The 19,769-nt window shown below is 41.5% G+C and carries 7 protein-coding genes and 1 pseudogene; 6 read left to right on the forward strand and 2 right to left on the reverse strand.

The window, feature by feature from the left end; translation table 11 throughout:
• The first annotated feature begins 483 nt into the window (after positions 1-483).
• The 5 genes and pseudogenes from glf (at position 484) to H6H03_RS25585 (ending at position 7,963) form a co-directional block, all read left to right on the forward strand.
• Positions 484-2,922, forward strand: a complete 2,439-nt coding sequence (gene glf / locus H6H03_RS25565) for a UDP-galactopyranose mutase (protein WP_190957865.1) — start codon at positions 484-486, stop codon at positions 2,920-2,922.
• 284 nt (positions 2,923-3,206) lie between these two features.
• A complete protein-coding gene (locus H6H03_RS25570) occupies positions 3,207-5,438 on the forward strand; it encodes a family 1 glycosylhydrolase (protein ID WP_190957866.1) in 2,232 nt (743 codons plus the stop codon).
• A 210-nt stretch (positions 5,439-5,648) separates the two neighbouring features.
• Positions 5,649-5,858, forward strand: a pseudogene (locus H6H03_RS25575) (SDR family NAD(P)-dependent oxidoreductase); the annotation flags it as partial.
• 191 nt (positions 5,859-6,049) lie between these two features.
• Positions 6,050-7,321: an ATP-grasp domain-containing protein gene (locus H6H03_RS25580; protein ID WP_190957867.1), complete on the forward strand. Its 1,272-nt coding sequence runs from the start codon at positions 6,050-6,052 to the stop codon at positions 7,319-7,321.
• A 429-nt stretch (positions 7,322-7,750) separates the two neighbouring features.
• Positions 7,751-7,963 carry a hypothetical protein gene (locus H6H03_RS25585; protein ID WP_190957868.1) on the forward strand — a complete coding sequence of 71 codons (213 nt, stop codon included), beginning with the start codon at positions 7,751-7,753 and terminating at the stop codon, positions 7,961-7,963.
• Between the two features lie 448 nt (positions 7,964-8,411).
• On the opposite strand, the gene H6H03_RS25590 is transcribed toward H6H03_RS25585, so the two are convergent.
• Positions 8,412-8,615, reverse strand: coding sequence for a hypothetical protein (locus H6H03_RS25590; RefSeq protein WP_190957869.1), 204 nt, complete (start codon positions 8,613-8,615; stop codon positions 8,412-8,414).
• 2,003 nt (positions 8,616-10,618) lie between these two features.
• A complete protein-coding gene (locus tag H6H03_RS40550; protein WP_190957870.1) occupies positions 10,619-15,841 on the reverse strand; it encodes a PAS domain S-box protein in 5,223 nt (1,740 codons plus the stop codon).
• A gap of 995 nt (positions 15,842-16,836) precedes the next feature.
• On the opposite strand from H6H03_RS40550, the gene H6H03_RS25600 reads away from it, so the two are divergent.
• Complete coding sequence (locus H6H03_RS25600) at positions 16,837-19,569, forward strand: EAL domain-containing protein (protein WP_242057884.1); 2,733 nt, start codon at positions 16,837-16,839, stop codon at positions 19,567-19,569.
• The last annotated feature ends 200 nt before the right edge of the window (positions 19,570-19,769 follow it).

Here is a 19,769-nt window from a genome sequence, read left to right on the forward strand (position 1 = left end):
ATTAATGCGATAGAAGTATTTTATGCATTATCAAAAGCTTTTTAACCTACTTAAGGCATATCACTAGATTGATTTATTAAATTCAAGACTACTATTAATTATTTAAATTTTTTTATGTACGAAAACGAACAGACAAAAAGGAAATATACTTATATAATTTTTAGCTAAAAATCAAAGTTTTTGTTACACAACTTAATACTTTGTTGTTGATTTCATTTAGATACTGATAAAAATCTAGTACTCAGGACTTAAATAAAAAAGTAATTTTATATTTATTTGGATAGATGATAAAGTAATAAATAAAACAGTATTTTACTGTTAATGCAGTTGCAACAAAGTATTGATTTTAACGATTTGATATAAAAAGACGCCAAAAAATATGTTGCAAGCTCTTCATCTGGAAGTGAATTTTACCCTGCTTTGAAAAGAAAAGTATTAGCGATTGGCTAGTCAGAATTAATAATTTAATTAACGAGAGAATCTATGGCAAGTGAAAAAGCTAAAGTCAAAAACAACGGTACCAGCAATATTATTGCGCCAAAACAGCGTAAAACAAAGCGATCGCAGCTAGACGAAATGGAATCATCAAGTGTATCAGTGCTGAATTTAACTTCGTCTCATAAAAAAGTTAAATCCACAGAAAGCTTTAAAGATACCCCTGATATAGTTTGCTTATCTCATTTACGTTGGAATTTCGTTTATCAAAGGCCACAACATCTACTTAGCCGTTGCGCTCAAGGAAAGCGAGTCTTCTTTATTGAGGAGCCAATATTCTCCGAAGAACCCTTGAAAAGGTTGGACATCAACGAAGATGCTAGTGGAGTAGTTGTGGTTGTGCCACATCTACCACAAGGTTTAAGCGAAGAAACAATCAACGCAGATTTACAACTACTAATTGATAGTTTCTTCACAGAGCATAATATCAACAAGTACATTTGTTGGTATTACACACCAATGGCGATCGCTTTTACCCGCCACTTGCAACCGCAAACTGTGGTGTACGATTGCATGGATGAGTTATCTGCATTCAAAGGCGCATCACCTACCTTAAAAAATTACGAAGCCGAACTATTCCGTCGTGCAGACTTAGTATTTACAGGAGGGCAAAGCCTTTACGAAAGTAAAGTTAACCAACATCCCAACGTTTATGCCTTTCCTAGCAGCGTAGATGTCGCCCACTTTGGTCAGGCCAGAAATCTTCAAGAACCAGAAGATCAAGCTCATATTCCCCATCCTCGCCTGGGATTCTTTGGCGTAATTGATGAACGGATGGATATCGAACTGCTTGCTGGGATTGCCGAAGCTCGTCCCGACTGGCATTTAGTAATTATTGGGCCAGTTGTCAAAATCGATCCAGCAACTCTACCACAGCATGAAAATATTCATTATCTCGGTGGCAGAGACTATAAACAGCTACCCGCCTATTTAGCAGGCTGGGATTTGGCGATGTTGCCGTTTGCGCGTAATGATTCAACACGCTTTATTAGCCCGACCAAAACTCCAGAATATCTTGCCGCAGGAAGACCCGTAGTATCTACTTCAATTCGCGATGTCGTGCGTCCTTATGGTGAGTCCAAGCTGGTGCGAATTGCAGATACAGTTTCTGAATTTGTTGCCGCTGCCGAACAGGCAATGCAAGAAGACACCCCAACCTCAGAATGGTTGAGTCGAGTAGATACCTTTTTAGAAAAAATTTCTTGGGATCGTACTTGGGCATCAATGATGAAGTTGATTGACTCTGCCATTGCAGCCCGCGATAGTGAAGACAAAGTTAACTCCAAAGGTGCGGTTGGTAAACAAGCGCCAAATATCATTACCAGAGATTATGTCTTCGATTATTTAGTCGTCGGTGCAGGTTTCTCTGGTAGTGTGATTGCCGAACGTTTGGCCACTCAGTCTGGTAAAAAAGTGCTGGTTGTAGACAAGCGCAACCATATAGGCGGCAATGCCTACGACCATTATGACGAACATGGCGTTCTCGTACATAAATACGGCCCCCACATCTTTCACACCAACTCCCGCGAAGTCTTTGAATACCTCTCGCGCTTTACTAAGTGGCGGTCTTACGAACATCGCGTTCTTGCCAGTGTAGACGGACAGCTCGTTCCTATTCCCATCAACCTCGACACCATTAACAAGCTGTATGGTATGAACCTCAATTCATTTGAGGTGGAAGAGTTTTACAAATCCCTTGCCGAACCAGTAGAAAACATCCGCACTAGTGAGGATGTGGTAATAAGTAAAGTTGGTCGAGTACTGTATGAAAAGTTTTTTAGAAATTACACGCGCAAGCAATGGGGACTTGACCCATCGGAACTTGATAGATCGGTAATTGCTAGAATACCTACGCGCACCAATCGTGACGATCGCTATTTTACTGATACTTACCAGGCAATGCCATTGCACGGCTTTACCCGGATGTTCGAGAATATGCTTAATCATCCGAACATCAAGGTAATGCTGAATACCGATTATCAAGAAATTCAAAAAGTCATACCTTGCCGCGAGATGGTTTATAGCGGGCCTTTTGACGAATTCTTTGATTATCGTTACGGGAAATTACCATATCGTTCCCTCGATTTCAAACATGAGACACACAATACCAGCGTGTTTCAACAAGCGCCAGTAATTAATTATCCCAACGAACATCTTTATACTCGTGTGACAGAGTTTAAATACTTAACTGGTCAGGAACACTCTAAGACTAGTATTGTTTACGAGTTTCCGAAAGCTGAGGGAGACCCTTATTATCCCGTACCGCGTCCGGAAAATAACGAAATGTACAAGCAGTATAAGGCGTTATCTGATACAACACCAGGAGTATATTTTGTGGGACGACTAGCAACCTACAAGTACTACAACATGGATCAATGTGTTGCTCAGGCATTGTCTGTGTACAAACAAATTGGGGTTAAGGCTTAAAAAGAGAATTCAGAATTCAGAATTCAGTAGGGTGCGTTGGGACTCATGTCCGTAACGCACCGCAAATCTGGGATGGTGCGTTAGCTTCGGCGTAACACACAATACTAGCGTGGCAAGCCTTAAATTGTGCATTAGAAAACTCTTGTGGGATGGGCATCTCGCTCGTCCAGTGCGGGCAAGATGCCCACACTACAAGAAAACTTATTGCAACATCTAAGGCTTGCCACGCCACTACAAAACTCTACCTTTCTAGATCAAGAAAATATCAGCTTGAGTTGTAAATTATGACTTCTGCTTTCAACTCGATGCTCAACACTCCTGAATCAAAACTTCCTCTAGAAGTGTGGGCTGGTGTAGAGTGTACGGTTAATCGTGTGGGTGAAGAGTATTTTGACCAGTTGGAACGTAATGGTCATGCAAAGCGTTTAGATGACCTAGATCTATTTGCACAACTCGGCATACACGCCATCCGTTATCCAGTCCTTTGGGAGAGGATAGCGCCGGATGGTTTGGAGAATGCTGATTGGTCGTGGGTAGATGAACGGCTGGAACGCTTGCGCGAACTTGGTATTCGTCCGATTGTGGGATTAGTGCATCATGGTAGCGGGCCGCGTGATACTAGCTTGGTAGACCCAGAATTTCCTGAGAAACTAGCGGTGTTTGCTCGTGCGGTTGCAAAACGATATCCTTGGATAACACACTACACACCGATAAATGAGCCACTGACTACAGCACGATTCAGTGGGATGTACGGTCACTGGTATCCTCACGGTAGGGACGATTTGACTTTCGTCCGTGCTTTGTTAGGGGAGTGTAAAGCGATCGCTCTTTCCATGCAAGCAATCCGCGAAGTCAACCCTAACGCGTTGCTAGTACAAACAGAAGATTTAGCTAAGATTTACAGTACACCAAAGCTGGCTTATCAAGCAGAATTTGAAAACGAGCGCCGCTGGTTAAGTTTTGATTTATTATGCGGTCGAGTCAACTCAACTCATTTCATCTGGGGGTACTTGCTAAAGTGCGGCATTAATGAAGCTGAATTTGAATTCTTTTTACAAAATCCTTGCCCACCTGACATTATCGGTGTTAACCATTATCTGACAAGCGATCGCTTTTTAGATGAAAACCTAGAAAATTATCCCACTTGGACGCATGGTGGTAATGGTCGGGACAAGTATGCAGATGTAGAAGCAGTACGAGTTTGCGCTGAGGGTTTGGCAGGGCCGCGGGCATTGCTCAAAGAGACATGGGAACGCTATCAACTACCCATTGCTGTCACTGAAGTTCATCTGAGTTGCACCCGCGAGGAGCAGCTACGTTGGTTCAATGAAGTTTGGAATGCAGCGCAAGAATTACGAGACGAGGGCGCAGACATTCGTGCTGTAACTGCTTGGTCACTTCTCGGCAGCTACGATTGGAATAGTTTAGTCACTCGCTCCGTAGGATATTACGAACCAGGCGTGTTCGATTTGCGCTCTCCACGTCCCAGACAAACAGCGATCGCCAAGATGGTGCGAGATTTCGCCACTGGGCATAAACCCAATCATCCACTACTTGACATACCAGGATGGTGGCATCGGCAAGAGCGCCTATTATACCCAGCGGTTAGTTGCGATAGGGGCAGAGGAGCAGAGGGGCAGAGGAGCAGAGGGGAATCTAAATCTATACTCTCCGCTCCTCCTCGTCCCCTGGCAATTGTTGGAGCCACGGGAACTTTAGGCAAGGCTTTTGCTCGGTTGTGTGAAGTACGAGGAATTCCCTATCGCTTGCTGACACGCCAACATATGGACATTGCCGATTCGGCTTCCGTCAATAAAGTACTTGCCGAGTTGCAACCGTGGGCGGTTGTGAACGCTGCGGGATACGTGCGGGTAGACGATGCAGAACGCGAACCCGATATTTGTTTAAAGGTGAACGCTGAAGGGCCAGCGATTTTAGCTACTGCTTGCGCTCAACATAACGTGGGACTGCTAACTTTTTCTTCGGATTTGGTATTCGATGGTGCTGAGTCTAATCCTTATGTGGAAACTGATACAGTTGCGCCCCTCAATGTATATGGATGTAGCAAAGTTTTAGCCGAAAAACTGGTATTGCGGGCTAATCCTGCATCGCTAGTGATTCGCACCAGCGCGTTTTTCGGGCCGTGGGATGATTATAACTTTGTCACCATCGCCCTACGCGAACTGAGTGCTGGAAATACTTTTGTCGCCGCCGAAGATGCGATCGTTTCGCCTACTTATGTACCCGATCTGGTCCATGCCAGCCTTGATTTATTGATTGATGGCGAGAACGGTTTGTGGCATTTGGCTAACAAAAGTGCTGTTGCTTGGGCTGACTTAGCCCGATTGGCAGCGAAAAAAGCAGGTGTGAGTGTCAGAGGTTTAATTTCTTTGCCTACCCAAGAACTTGGCTTAATTGCCACTCGTCCAGCTTACAGCGTTCTTGGTAGCGATCGCGGTGAATTAATGCCACATCTTGACAGTGCAATTTCTCGTTATTTAGAAGAAAGAGGTTAAGTAGAAGGCAGGAGGCAGTGTTTCGACTACGCGGTAATCGAGCGAAGTCGAGATTCAACAACCAGGCAGAAGGGAAAAGCCAGTTTTTATAAGAGTTTTAAACTTTTGTATTTTACATCTAATAATGATGTCTCCCTACTTAGTATAAAAAATTTTGGATTTTGGATTTGATTTCAATCTAAAATCCAAAATTGTTTCTAGTCCCCAATTATGTCAACGATTTTAGTAACAGGAGGAGCCGGCTATATTGGTTCCCATGCTGTATTAGCTCTAAAAAACGCAGGTTATGAAGTAATTGTTTTAGATAATCTGTCTAACGGACATCGAGAACTTGTAGAAGAAGTTTTGCAAGTAAAGTTGATTGTTGGAGATATGAGCGATCGCTCTCTTCTCGATGACATTTTTTCGACTCACAATATAACTGAAGCCAATTTGTAATACTCACCTCCAGCCAGAAGCAAGCTAATTAATTGCTAAAGTAACATTTCATTTGGGTTTTCAAGTTTGCATGTGTAGCTTGATTTTTTCAAATTGGAGTTACCCAAATTAGGAAACTTGCTTTGCTATTAATAACCGCATCCACCTATGGATGTGATTTTTCGGAGGACTAAATGGATTCAAAATATAACTTTCAATACTTTCAAGGAAATTCTCTTTCTCACCTGTTTGCTGAAGATATCGCAGATGCATCTTATGGGTTTATCTTAAATTACCCTGCAACTGCTAGTTGGGCTGCTTATCCGAATCAGAAAAAATATTTTATTCAAGATGGCAGTAGTGAAGCCAGCAAAACCTCCTTCGACAAAATTTGTCAGAAGGAACCTTGGAAAAATTTGGCTGTGTTAGGCGATCGCCTACCGGGAATTGTAATTATTCCACCATCAAAGTCGCTAATTGAATATTGGAAAGAGCATTTGGATTTCAAGGATTCTAATATTGAAATGATGGATTGCTCGACTTATTTGGATGACCTCAGCCAAAGCGATCGCTTTAACAAACTCATCACCCTATTTCCCTTCGAGCGCCTGAAAACAGAAAAACACGCTATTGAACCAGACACTCATTATCACTTACTCAGCAAAGTAACTTTAGGTGAATTGGGAGTGCAATGTCCAAAATACAAAACTTACAATCTGCACGCCTATAGTTTAGAAGACATTGAGTTACCAGAATTCCCCTACTTGATTAAAACATCCCACGGACTTTCAGGAGAAGGCACATATATTATAAAAAGCCCCAGCGATTTGAATTACTGCTTTGAAGAAATTAGGAAATATCTCAAGATTAAGTCGCTAGATACGATTATTGTCTCAGAATTTGTCAAGAATGAAGTGCAAAATTACTGCGTACAGTTTTATGTCAACAAGACTGGAGAGATAACCCTTATCGGTACTACCAGACAACTCGTTACTCCAGAAGGCAACTATTTAGGAGGACTAATTGACTACCGCAACACTGACATGAGTAAGTTTTTTGAGATGATTGCTGCCATTGGTCGGTATGCTCACAAACAGGGTTATTTTGGTACCATCGGCTTCGATGTGCTAGAAGATCGAGACGGACAGTTATATGCGATCGATGCTAATTTCCGAGTCAATGGATCGACTCCTCTATGTTTGCAGCGTCATACCTTGCTAGGGCTGGGAAAGGAAGTAGCTAAATATTCCAGCGATTACCGTATGGAAGGAACATTGGATTCAATTTTAGTCACCTTAAAACCAGAACTAGATCGTAAAGACTTGATTATCCTGTCGGCTTTAGAGAAAGTCAAATACGGAAAAATTTACACTGAAATTTATGCGATCGCTACTGGAGAATCTCTCGAAGAAATGCAGTATGTCGAGCAGAAATTACAGGATAAGGGATTACAATGGCTCACCTAAACATCACCATTAAGGAATTAACTTTTTTTAAAATTACTATTTTTTACCTTATTTCAGGTGAAAAATTGAGGTAGAAACATTTGTTTTTAACATAGATTAAAATACAGCAGATTGCAGCTTTGTAACTTACAGATACTCGTAATGGCACAACATATTGTATCCATAGCCGTGTATTTAATTTACCTGAAATACACTGTATATTGAAATTTAGCCCTGGTAAAGGGTAAAGGTTTTTTATTTCCCTTTTCCCCTTAACCGACAAGTATTGGAACTCAACCTACATTTATTTTTATCTCTCCAGAGTTATAGAAAAGGGTTAGGTTTAAACTTCTAAATATCCACTTCCTTTTATAGATGTAAATCCTCAATAAGTTATAAATAATAAAATATATCTTCCATTCATTTAAATGTATTTAATAAGGAGAAAAAATGAAGCTTCAAATAGAATGTAATCTAGTACAAATTAGCAAAATATGTTTAATTTGCCAAGAACATTTCCAGATACATGAAGCCAGATTAATTGTATGCAATGACCAAGGCGAAGACTATGGTGATTTGTGCTATCAATGTATAGCTAAAGGAGGTAATTGGGTTCAATATCAACTCCAACAATTCAGCCAAAAACTACTAGCTTTAAAATGATTTTGAAGATATTACAGTTTTGTAGTAAGCGGCTTTAGCTTTATTTTAAAAGCTAAAGCCGCTTACTACGAGCAAACTTAATCTTAATATTACATAACAGTTTGATTTGTTATTGCTAACTTACTTAATACAATTAATTATATTAATTTAATTACATATCTTATTTGTTATGAAGTGTAGATATAGGACTCATATTTGATTTCTGAAATGTAGGGTGCGTTAGCCTGAGGGTACGGCATCAGTTAACGATTTAGGTGCGTTAGGCTACGCCATAACACACCCTACAAATACTTAGATTTGTTCATAACTCAAATCGGACTCCTATATATAGAAGTCCTAAATCATTTGTGAAAATTTACAGCCGATTTCAAATCAATGAACTACATAACTTAAGTTGCAAAGGCATTTATTAAACCTGTTTTATTCCTGAGTTCTGGATTCTTCTGTATTATTCTGCTTCAATCAAATCACTTGACTGCTTGATTGGAAATAGGAATCGCATTAGCTGACCCAGTGGTATGGAGCGTTTTTCTTGAACAAAAACCAAGGGTACAAGTGCAGTCATCCGTAGTAAGCCTGAGAGAACAAACAGCCACAGCAAACCGCCAGCACCAGGCAGAGTTGCTAAAAAGCCAGCGACAGTAATACCCATTGCTCCAGTGATACCAAGCGCCTAACTCTAGCAAAAAATTACTGAGCAACGCGCCGCCAATAATACTGTAGAAAATGGTAGCAAAGACACTTTCATAAGTTAACGCCCTTAGACTTTGGCGAATTTCTACTTTAGGAATTTTTACAAACAGTTTTGGAGTCGGGAAAAGTACCGTCTCTGTTAATGCCCTATCCTCTGAGATTTCTTGAATTGGCACAGGGGGAAGAGAACTAGCTTCTAACGAAATATCATCTTCTTGGGGGTGAACCATGTTATCTAACAAGTTTTAAAGACTTAAATTGTTAAAACTACTATACGAATGTAGTTTGATTTCTAATTTATGTACGTAAACAGGCAATAGGCAACGGAAAGTAAACTTTTTGAGTTGTACCTAGCTTTGCAGGAATTAAATATGAGTCCTATTAGTCATAATTAGTAAAATTTCTCTAAAATTTCATCAATAAGCTCTAATGCTTGCAATTGCTTAGTTATGCCCAAGAATACTCCATAGTGAGTATTGAATATAAACTGCTTTAACAGGAAAAAATTGCACATTACTGCGCTGAGGTTTTTAATGAAATATTATTACGCACACTCTACGATTGTTCTTTAGGAAAGGGTGCGCGATCGCCTAGCGTTCCGTTCGTGAAGCGTCTCCTAGAGAAGAGAACGAAAGGCAGTTCTATAGATTAAGCTTTTTATGATGATGTGAAAAAGTAATTATTAAAATATGCTGTCAGACTATAATATAATACTAATTACATAATTCTTGAGAAAATTATTTCACTAAAATTTCTATCGTCAGGTGAGCGGACAACACTTGAGGGTGGAAATAAAGAAGCTCTCAATCAAAAAACTTCTTTACAATTTATAATCAGCACAACACTGGTAGTTATAACAATTCTGATAGTTGCTGCAACTGCTTATAACGGACTTGTTCACTAATACTACTTTGTTTAAGTAGAATATTTTTGTTTTTTGATGACATTGAATAGCGGTTGAATAACTTAAGATATCAAATCAGCTTCTCCACAAGTTATGGCAGTGTTTTGAATTAATCAAAAATCTTTATTTTAATGAAAACACTGCCATATTTCTTGTAAGAGTTTAATTTTACTTTCTCTGATTTAAGATGTTATCAAGAAACAATGTACAAGTCTATTGAGCTAATCGAGAAGCTGGTTAAAGGTATAGATATCTTCAACCGCCTTCGGTAAGAAGATATTCACATTGGGATAACACCTAAGAGGTTGTTTGAAAAGTCCTTTCGTCGGTAGCAAAACGTTATTGATCCCCCCAACCCCCCTTAAGAAGGGGGGCTTTAATTCCAGTTCCCCCCTTTTTAAGGGGGGTTAGGGGGGATCGATAAGTGCCTAAAATCACAGCGAAATACTTTTCAAACATCCTCTAAGTAAGAGGTCTATCGGGAAGACAAAGTAGTGAGGAACCTTCAGCCTTTGCTACACTTCCCTTTACCCATAAAAGGTAAAAAACCTGATTACTATGGTTACCCCAGTTGATTTTCACATCAATGAAGGCTTATTAATGTTTGGATGTGGAAAATATTTGTACTCTAGGATACGTAATAATTTAATGAAATGCCCTTTCTTTAGGTAGAGGATTGTACAAATTAAGAGAGTTAAATTATTTTAGTCACTAACTGTTTTACACTCTAAAAGCTCCTCAAGCTCCTCAAATTATTTTTGTTTGAGGAGCTTCATTAAGGCTGAATATACGTCTATTACATATGTTTGATGTAAAGTTATAATTATCATAGGTTATCCAAAGAGCAAAAAAGATGAAGTTTCAAATTTAAACTAATAAAATTTTGTTTGTTCTTCATCCTTTATATTTCAGTTTTGCCTATGGTCTGTGCAGCATCTTAAAATAACTTTCCCATAGTTTCCGTTGAGTATCAATGGAGAATCTGCTAATCTGCTCTTGCAAATCTAAGAAGCTCCTACTGGATAGATAAAAATCCGCTTCTTCAGTGGGCCTGTTTGCTATACACTTCCAATGATGGTTGCAATTGCTCTGACTAACTCATCTGGGTTGATGGGTTTGGCAAGATGCTGTTGAAATCCGGCTTGTAGTGCTTGTTGTTGGTTGATTTCTCCTGCATAAGCAGAAAGGGCGATCGCTGGTACGGTTCCTCCTTTTTGGGGTGGGTATTGCCTAATTTGCTGAATCAGAGAATAGCCATCCATTTCTGGCATACCGATGTCAGACACTAGTAAATCGGGCACGGATTGATTTAACAAGGTTAATGCCTGTAATGCACAAGCGGCTGTAGTCACTTGTGCGCCAGCTTGGGTGAGGATGAATTCTGCCAAATCCCGCATATCTGCATCGTCATCAACAACCAATACCCGAAGACCTGTGAGGTCGGGGACACTTTCCAAATGCCTATCATCTAAAGATAGCTTTTGCTCAACAACGTTTAACGGCAACCTGACTGTAAATGTTGCCCCCAAATTTTGCCCTGGGCTATCTGCGGTGACTATTCCTCCATGCAGTTGAGTTAAATGGCGGACAATTGCCAATCCTAATCCCAATCCACCAAATTTTCGTGTCGTTGCGCCATCCTCTTGACGGAAGTATTCAAATACATAAGGTAAAAATTCTGGGGTGATACCAATTCCTGTGTCTTTAACTTGAATTTGAGCATACATGCCCGCCTGTTCTAGTTGTACTTCAACTCGTCCGCCAGAGGGAGTGAACTTCACGGCGTTAGAAATCAGGTTCCAGAAAACTTGTTGTAAGCGGTTGATATCACCGGAAACTGTTTCAGAAACAGGGTTGAGTGTGGTGTGAATTTGGATATTTTTGGCTTCTGCTGCCAGTCGTACTGTTTCTAGGGCTGCTTGAATAGTTGCAGTTAAATTAACTGGTGCGACATTTAAGGACATTTTTCCTTGTAGGATGCGGGAGACATCCAATAAATCCTCAATCAATTGCGCTTGTAATTTGGCGTTGCGTTCGATTGTTTCTAAGGCTTGGTCGGCTTTTGCAGGATTTAGCCGCTTACTTCGCAGCAGTTTTGTCCAACCTAAAATCGGATTGAGGGGCGATCGCAATTCGTGGGATAACACTGCGAGAAATTCATCTTTAACTCTGTTAGCGGCTTCGGCTTTGGCGCGATCGCTTTGAGCTATGCGGTACAATTGGGCATTATCAATGGCTAAGGAAGCACGGTGAGCTAGTTCCTCTGCTAATTGTAAACTGCTCTGGTCATAGCGTTGTCCAGACTCGGCTGCAATAAAGGAAATTACCCCCAGAATTCTATTTTGGGTTCGTAATGGCGCTGTCATTACAGATTTAAACCCAACGGAGCGCAAAATTTCTAAATGTTCTGGGTCGCTGGCTGCTTGTACTAACAATTCATCGGGAATATCTGGCAATAAATCTGATTTGCCTGTGCGTAATGTCCATGCAGCACCTCTAGGATCGTTGGGGTTCAAAGGATATTTCTGTCTGATTTGCTCAGCCCATTGAAGTTTGGCGGGGTCGGTGTGAGCTACCGCAATCTGCTCGATAGAACCATCTTCTTTTAGTATGTGGACTGTACACCAATCTGCTAACTCCGGTACTGCCAACTGTGCTATTCGCTCTAGGGTAATTTGGTAATCGAGGGAAGATGCCAAAACCGCGCTTGCCTGTGCGAGAAAGCGTTGGTTACGCTCTAACCTGACTTGCTCGGTGACATCTATCACATAGGCTAAAACATCTTCTATTTGAGCTTTTGAGTTGGTTGTGGGCAGATAGTAAACATTGTAGTAACCTGGAGAGCGATCGCTACGACCAGGAGCGTTGATACCAAAGCTCAGTGAGATAAAGCGATTTCCTGTATTGTAAATCTCATCAAAAACTGAAACTATTCCGGGATCGATTTCACCAAAAAGCTCAGCAACTGAATGTCCTAAATGTTGTTCGCGAGTCAGTCCGTTGATTTGAGCTAATGCTTCATTAATGGCAATAAATCGCTGCTTGCCATCTAACAGTCCGATTCCCACCGGAGAAGTTTCAAAAATGTTTGTTAGTTGGCGTTGTGCGGTTTCTGCTTGCATCCTGGCAATGCGTTCGCGTTCTAATAATTGTTCCCGTTCTTGTTCAACTTGTTTGCGTTGTGTGATGTCGATAACAACGCCAATGGAATTTTTGGGATTTCCCTTCAAATCGTAAGTAAACTCTCCTCTAGCTTCCACCCAATGAATAGAACCATCCAACCAACGCAGGCGATATTCATGGTGATACTCTTTCTGAGTCTGCATGGTTTGTTTGACTTTGGCCTCAGTTTGTGCTTTATCATCTGGATGGACTCGACTTGCCCAAACTTCATAACTGGGTTGACACTCATAGGGTTGCATACCTAGCACTGTGAAGTGTCCTTCTGTCCAGCGCAATGCGCCTGTTTGTATATCCCAGTCCCAAGCTCCCATGCGCCCGACATTCAGCGCCAGTTGCAGGTGCGCTTCGCTTTCTCGCAATGCCTCTTCGGCACGCGATCGCTCTACGGCTAACCAAGTTTGTTCGGCAATTTGCTCCATCAGCGCCACTTCTTCGTCTCTCCAGTTTCGAGGAGAAATATGGTGCAGCACAAACAAGGCCACAAACCTTCCCTGTTTCACCAACGGCACGCATAAAAGAGATTTGGTTTCAATTGTCTTAAAGGCGGCTGCACCTGCTCCCTTAGTTCGAGGATCGGTATCGACATCATCTACAACAATTGTCTTGCCCTGCTTGAGTTCAGCAATGATTTGCGGCCCAAAAGCATCCATGTAGTGACAGCCAACAACGCTAATTGTGCCGTTACAGTAGTCGCGCTCGACCATGACGTATTCTTGGGTGGCATCAATTTCACCGTAAGTACAGCGACTAACTTGGAAATGCTGCCCTGTGGCACATACCACCTGCCACATAATTTCCTTGGAGTCTGGAAGACCCCGAATTGCATTATTTAATTGAATTAAAAATTCCTGTTGTGCCTCTTTATATTGCAGCTGTTGGAAGATTTGTTTGCGTTCTGTGATATCGACGGAAACGCCAATGGTGCGAACTCCCCGTCCAGTTGCATCAAGGTAGACTCTTCCTTGGCTGTTGAGCCAGCGCACAGATCCGTCTGGAGCAATCACCCGGTACTCCTGCTGATAAAGTGCCTCTCCCTGTGCTGCTCTTTGGGCTGCTTGCATGATTCGCAGCCGATCGCCTGGATGAATTACAGCCATAAACTCTTCTACCGTACCTTCTTCCAGCCCCCAAACCGAAAGCGCATTGGGAGAACACACCACGCGATTTGCGATTAAATCCATGTCCCAGGCAACTATCTGGGCTGAAGATAAGGCAAGTTGTAGGCGTTCTTCTGTTTGTCGCAGGTTTTCTTCAATTTCCTTGAGTTTCGTCACATCCTGAAACATACAAATACAAATTGCCGGATGCCCATACATTGCAGGCAAGGTTTCTCCCCAGCAAAGCGTCGAGCGAATACCTCCGGGTGTATGCCAATTCATTTGGTAATTTTCCAGCCGTTCTTCCCGTGCTAACAGCACCGCAGGCATTCTCTGTGTGGGAATGCGATCGCCATTGGCATCGGTGCAATAATAAGCATCGGCATACTCATCTAGGGATTTGTTTTTCGGTAAGTCGCCACCAGCCAATTCGTTGGCGATCCGATTAGAAAAAGTAACTTTTGCGGTGACTGGTTCAATAAATACTGTTGGTGTTGGCATCAAATCTAAGACAGTTTCTAACCATTTGTGCTGGTTTTCTAATGCCTCAGCTTGCTGCCTCATAGCTGTTTCTATATGCTTGCGCTCGGTTATATCTTGAAATACAGCCACAGCGGCCACAATTTGGTTTTGACTATTGAGAATTGGTGCAGAATTGACGCTAATAAAAATTTGCCGATCGCTACTTTGGAGGTGCAATTCTTCGTTAGAGACTACTTCACCTGTTTGGAGCGATCGCGCCAATGGATATTCATTACCAGCATATATCTCTCCATTAGGGTACAAGGCTACAAATGGTGTAATAGGTAAGTATTCTTTGAGTTCTAGAGACTGTTCGTAGCTATACCCTAGAATTTCCTTGGCTTGTTCGTTGGCGAGAACTAATTTACCAGACGCAGCATCGGCAATTAGCACTCCTGTTGGTAACTGCCGTAAAACGGCTTCAAATCGAGCATGTTCGGTTTCAAGTTCGCAAAGCAATCGCTCCCGTTCTGCCTCGGCTTGTTTGCGTTGGGTAATATCACGAAAATAGACTGCCACGCCCTCAGGTGATGGATAAGCATTTGCCTCTAGCCAACAGCCAACAGGTTCTCCAAACTCTTCCCATGAAACAGGAAGTTGTTGAGCTACTGCTTGATGCAGTGCTTGATATGCTACACTGCCAACCAGTTCGGGAAACGCCTCATGCCAAACGTGTTTACCAATGAGTTCTTGTGGTGTTCTGTGTAAAATTTTCGCTGCTGCCTGATTGACATAGGTGTAGTGCCAATTGCCATCGAAAGCAACAAAAGCATCTGTAATACTTTCAAGGATTGTTGTCACCCGGCGTTCAGTTTCTTGGCTAGCGGTGAGTTGGGTGTGTTGTTGCTGGGTAAGTCTTGTGTCGGTCATATCCCGACTAATAACTATGACTGAAACCGGTGTTCCCTGGTTATCCAATTCTGGAACCAACCGAGCCTGATAAAACCGCAGGCCAAAGGGGGTGGCAAATTCAAATTCAATTTCTTGCTCTTGAGCAGTTGCAAACACCTGACGTAAATGCTCTTGCCAAAATAAGTGGATGGGGTCTGACATAAATTCAGACATGGATTTACCCACTAGAAAATCCCGCGAAAGTCCTAAGGCTTGCTCGACAATGCGGTTGACATACAGGTAACGAATTTGGGAATCGAAGCGGGCGATGGCATCTGGCGCGTTTTCCAGTAAGGCCTCTAACTCTTGTTTTTGACGCTCTAAAGCGGCGATCGCTTGCTTTTGTTCGAGGATGCGTTGTTCCAACAAAGGGTTTTCAGCGGTTGCCCTGTTTTGCTTCAAACCTAAATCTTGCTCATTTCCCAGACTGCGGGCAAAGTATTCGATCAATTCCGAACGGGAAATTCCTCGGCTTTGGGCTTCCTCATCAAGCGATCGCCACGCTGTACTGGTAAGAGAGATACTAACTCGTTGTTTTTTTTCGGAATCCCAATTATTAACAAATTTACCAGTAGAGTCGCGTTTCATTCAAATTTATCCGTATACTTACACGGTTATTCTATTCAATCTGAATTTTACCTTTAGAAGAATCTCTCTTGAGACTGAGGTTTTGATTTCCAAACAAGTGTGAGTATTTTTCGCTCTCCTCACACCGCAATTAATAGACCTCTTGCATAAATATGAATTTGTATCACCCTCCAGGCGCAAAGGCGCAGAGAAGAGAACGCAAAGAAGGACTTTTGCAAGAGACTCCATGAACACAATTCACAACGAAGGAATGAAAATATTTCTTTCCTAGTCCCCAGTCCCCAGTCCCCAGTCCCTATTTTCAAGGCAGGTCTAATGAATGCCAGCAGTTCAAGGGAGGTGTATGGTTTGACAAAATTCCCAATTGCCTTTAAAAACGAAAAATCCACCAAGGCTGGCAATCAGTTTTTGAAATAGCAAAAAAATCTCCATCAATCAGCCAAATAACTTCCAAAATTTGCGAACCAGACTTGTTTTCTGATGGTTGAAAATTTGAGTTTTTCTGTAAACTATTTCTTAGTTGAGACTTTTAAGTATTTATACATAATTAAATGTAAAATAAAAAAGGACACTGTTTTTATTTGGCTGGGCGTCTGGGAAAACACCTTCTCCAATCGGCTTTTGAGTTATAAAGAAAGTTTTTATAGCTGTTCCCTATTCCCTACTTCTTATTCCCTACCCGAAAACTTTTGTAAATAGGTTTCAAAAAAATCTAGCAATAACTAGCGTTTGAAGATGAGCAAAAATTCGCAAAAATTGAATTTATCTTGAAGCTAAATCTCGCTCAAAATAAATAGTTTTATCAATTATGTTAGAGAAATATTAAGGATTATGATAGTAAAAATTTTTCCGAAATAGACTTTGGCGATCGCTATCATCAAACTCACACCCGAAAAACTCCGTTTTCTAATCGAACTCAAGTACTTGCATCTAGTTAATTTCCGTGATAAACAGCAAATAGCAGAATAGTTGCCAGTTATTTATTAAATAAAGCTATGGCTATTCATGATGTTCAATCTCGATATCAGTCTCCCGCACTTAACGCTTTATTCCGCTCATTTTCCCAAAAAGCCAGTATTGCAGTAGTCTTAGTTGGCTGTGCTGTGATTGTTGGTTGGATACAAGATATTACAGTTCTCAAAAGCATTGTGCCAGGATGGGTAGCTATGAAAGCTAACACAGCTATCTGTTTGATTTTGGGGGGAACATCTTTATGGCTGTGGCATTGGCAACCAAGAATTGCCATCAGACGTACTATCGCTCAAGCCTGTGCCCTTTTTGTCTTATTAATTGGTTTGTTGACACTAATTCAGTATGCCTTCAATGTAGACCTTGGCATTGACCAAATCTTCTTTCATACCAGTATCGACCCGCTAGGTGATGCCGCTCCTGGTCGAATGGCAGTTCATACAGCGGTTATTTTTGTGTTATTTGGATTAAGTCTACTGCTGTTGAATTTGGCTGCTCCTAAATATTTACTAGCCCAATTATGTGCAATAGTGGCATTTTTCATTGCCGGAATGGGGCTGTTGGGGTACATATATGGCAATGCACTTTTGTTTAGATTTGGCTCCTTAACATCAATTGCAGTGCATACAGCAGTTGCATTCTTGTTGTTAGCCTATGGCATTTTGTTTGCCTGTCCAAATCGTGGGTTGATGGTCGTAGTCAGCAGTCAGAATGCAGGTGGGATTGTAGCGAGGTTTTTATTACCCCCCGCAATTGCGTTTCCGCCAGTTATATGCTGGGTAGTTTTAGCTGGTTACCGAATGCAAATTTATACTGCTGAATTCGGACTGTGTGCCTTAAGCATTTTGAATATTGTTGTCTTTGTAATACTGATTTGGTGGAATGCTCGTTCGCTCAACGCGATCGATCGCCAGCGTCGCCGAGCGCAAACAGCGCTTAAAAAAGCAAATGAAGAGTTAGAACAGAGAGTGTCTTCACGCACAAGGGAATTGTTAACGACTCTGGGACGGTTGCAAGAAGAAATTGCCGAGCGCCAATCTATAGAACAAGCTCTTTTTCAAGAAAAAGAACTGGCTTTAGTGACATTGCAATCTATTGGCGATGGAGTAATTACAACTGATGGAAGTGGCTTGATTAAATATCTGAATCCAGTTGCAGAAGTGCTGACTGGCTGGAGTTTAGCCGAGGCACTAGGCTTGCCATTAACAGAAGTTTTTAGAATTATTAATGAAATTAGCCGTCAAACCGTAGAAAACCCAGTAGAAAAAGTTTTGCATTCTGGTGCGATCGTGGGTTTAGCTAACCACACAGTTTTAATTACCCGCAACGGCACAGAGTTGTCCATTGAAGACTGTGCTGCACCGATTCGTACCAGAGACGGCCAAATCATAGGTGTAGTCCTAGTGTTTCGCGATGTGAGCCAAAACCGCAATCTGGCACGTTTATTATCCTGGCAAGCTAGCCACGATGCTTTGACTGGACTGGTTAACAGGCGCGAGTTTGAAAATCGCTTAATAGAAGCTGTAACCAGCGCTCAGTCTGCCAAAGAACAGCACGCATTGTGTTATTTAGACTTAGACCAGTTCAAAATTATCAATGATACTTGTGGTCATCTTGCTGGTGATGAACTATTGTGCCAAGTTGCTAGTTTGTTTAAAACTTATCTGCGTTCTTATGACATACTTGCACGTTTAGGCGGAGATGAATTTGGCATCATATTCAACAATTGTTCTCTAGAGACAGCATTATTAATTTGCGATCGCCTACGTGAAGCAGCGCAAAACTTTCGCTTCGTGTGGAAGCAGGAGAAAATTTTTAATTTGAGCGTCAGCATCGGCTTAGTTGCGATCGACGCAGATACTGACAATACGAACACTGCCTTAAGTGCTGCCGACGCAGCTTGCTATCTTGCGAAAAATCAAGGGTCTAATCGCATACATGTGTACCAAGCTAACGATCTTGAGCTAGTAAAGCAACGTGGCGAAATCCAATGGGTAGGAAAAATTAATCAAGCGCTGGCAGACAATCGTTTCCGCCTTTACTACCAATCTATTGTTCCTGTATCGCAGACTTATTCTTTAACAGAGCATTACGAAGTTCTGCTACGGCTAATCGATGAAACGGGTGAGGTGGTGTCACCAATGGCGTTTATTCCAGCAGCTGAACGTTACAATCTCATGCAAACTATCGATCGCTGGGTGATTCACACGTTTTTTGCTAATCTCGCGCAATACGGGAATTTACAATGGCATGATTCTCGATCGCTTAAACACAGTCGTCGCTCTTTATATACAATTAATCTTTCTGGCGCTAGTATTAATGACGATCGATTCATTGATTTTGTGTGCGAGCAATTTCTTTTATACAAAATACCGCCCACAGCAATCTGCTTTGAAATCACTGAAACTGTCGCCATCAAAAACTTAGGTAAAGCCGCTGGATTTATTCGCTCACTCAAGGAATTTGGCTGCTGTTTCGCCTTAGATGATTTTGGTAGCGGTATGTCTTCTTTTGCTTATCTCAAAAATCTACCAGTAGATTATCTCAAAATCGATGGCAGTTTTGTCAAGCATATTGTAGAAGAACCAGTTAGCTTAGCAATGGTAGACGCTATCAATAAAATTGGTCAAGTTATGGGACTGCAAACTATTGCTGAGTTTGTAGAAAATAAGGCTGTGTTGGAAGTAATTCAAAACCTGGGAGTAAATTATGCTCAAGGTTATGGAATTGCCAGACCACGACCTTTTCGTTTCAAATAAATTTTGACCAATTGGGTATCAAATATCAAGTTTAAAAATTCAAACATTTGGGATGCTCCCTATTTGCCTCTCATGCTGAAGCAGAAGCACTGGCCGATCTCAACTTTCTTTGGGAGAGAGAACAGCTAATATCAGGTTCGTCTAATTACTTACGATAAAAACTTTGCAGACTTCTTTGCGCCTTTGCGCCTTTGCGTGAG

The sequence above is a fragment of the Nostoc paludosum FACHB-159 genome (assembly GCF_014698835.1).
GTDB classification, from domain to species: domain Bacteria; phylum Cyanobacteriota; class Cyanobacteriia; order Cyanobacteriales; family Nostocaceae; genus Nostoc; species Nostoc paludosum.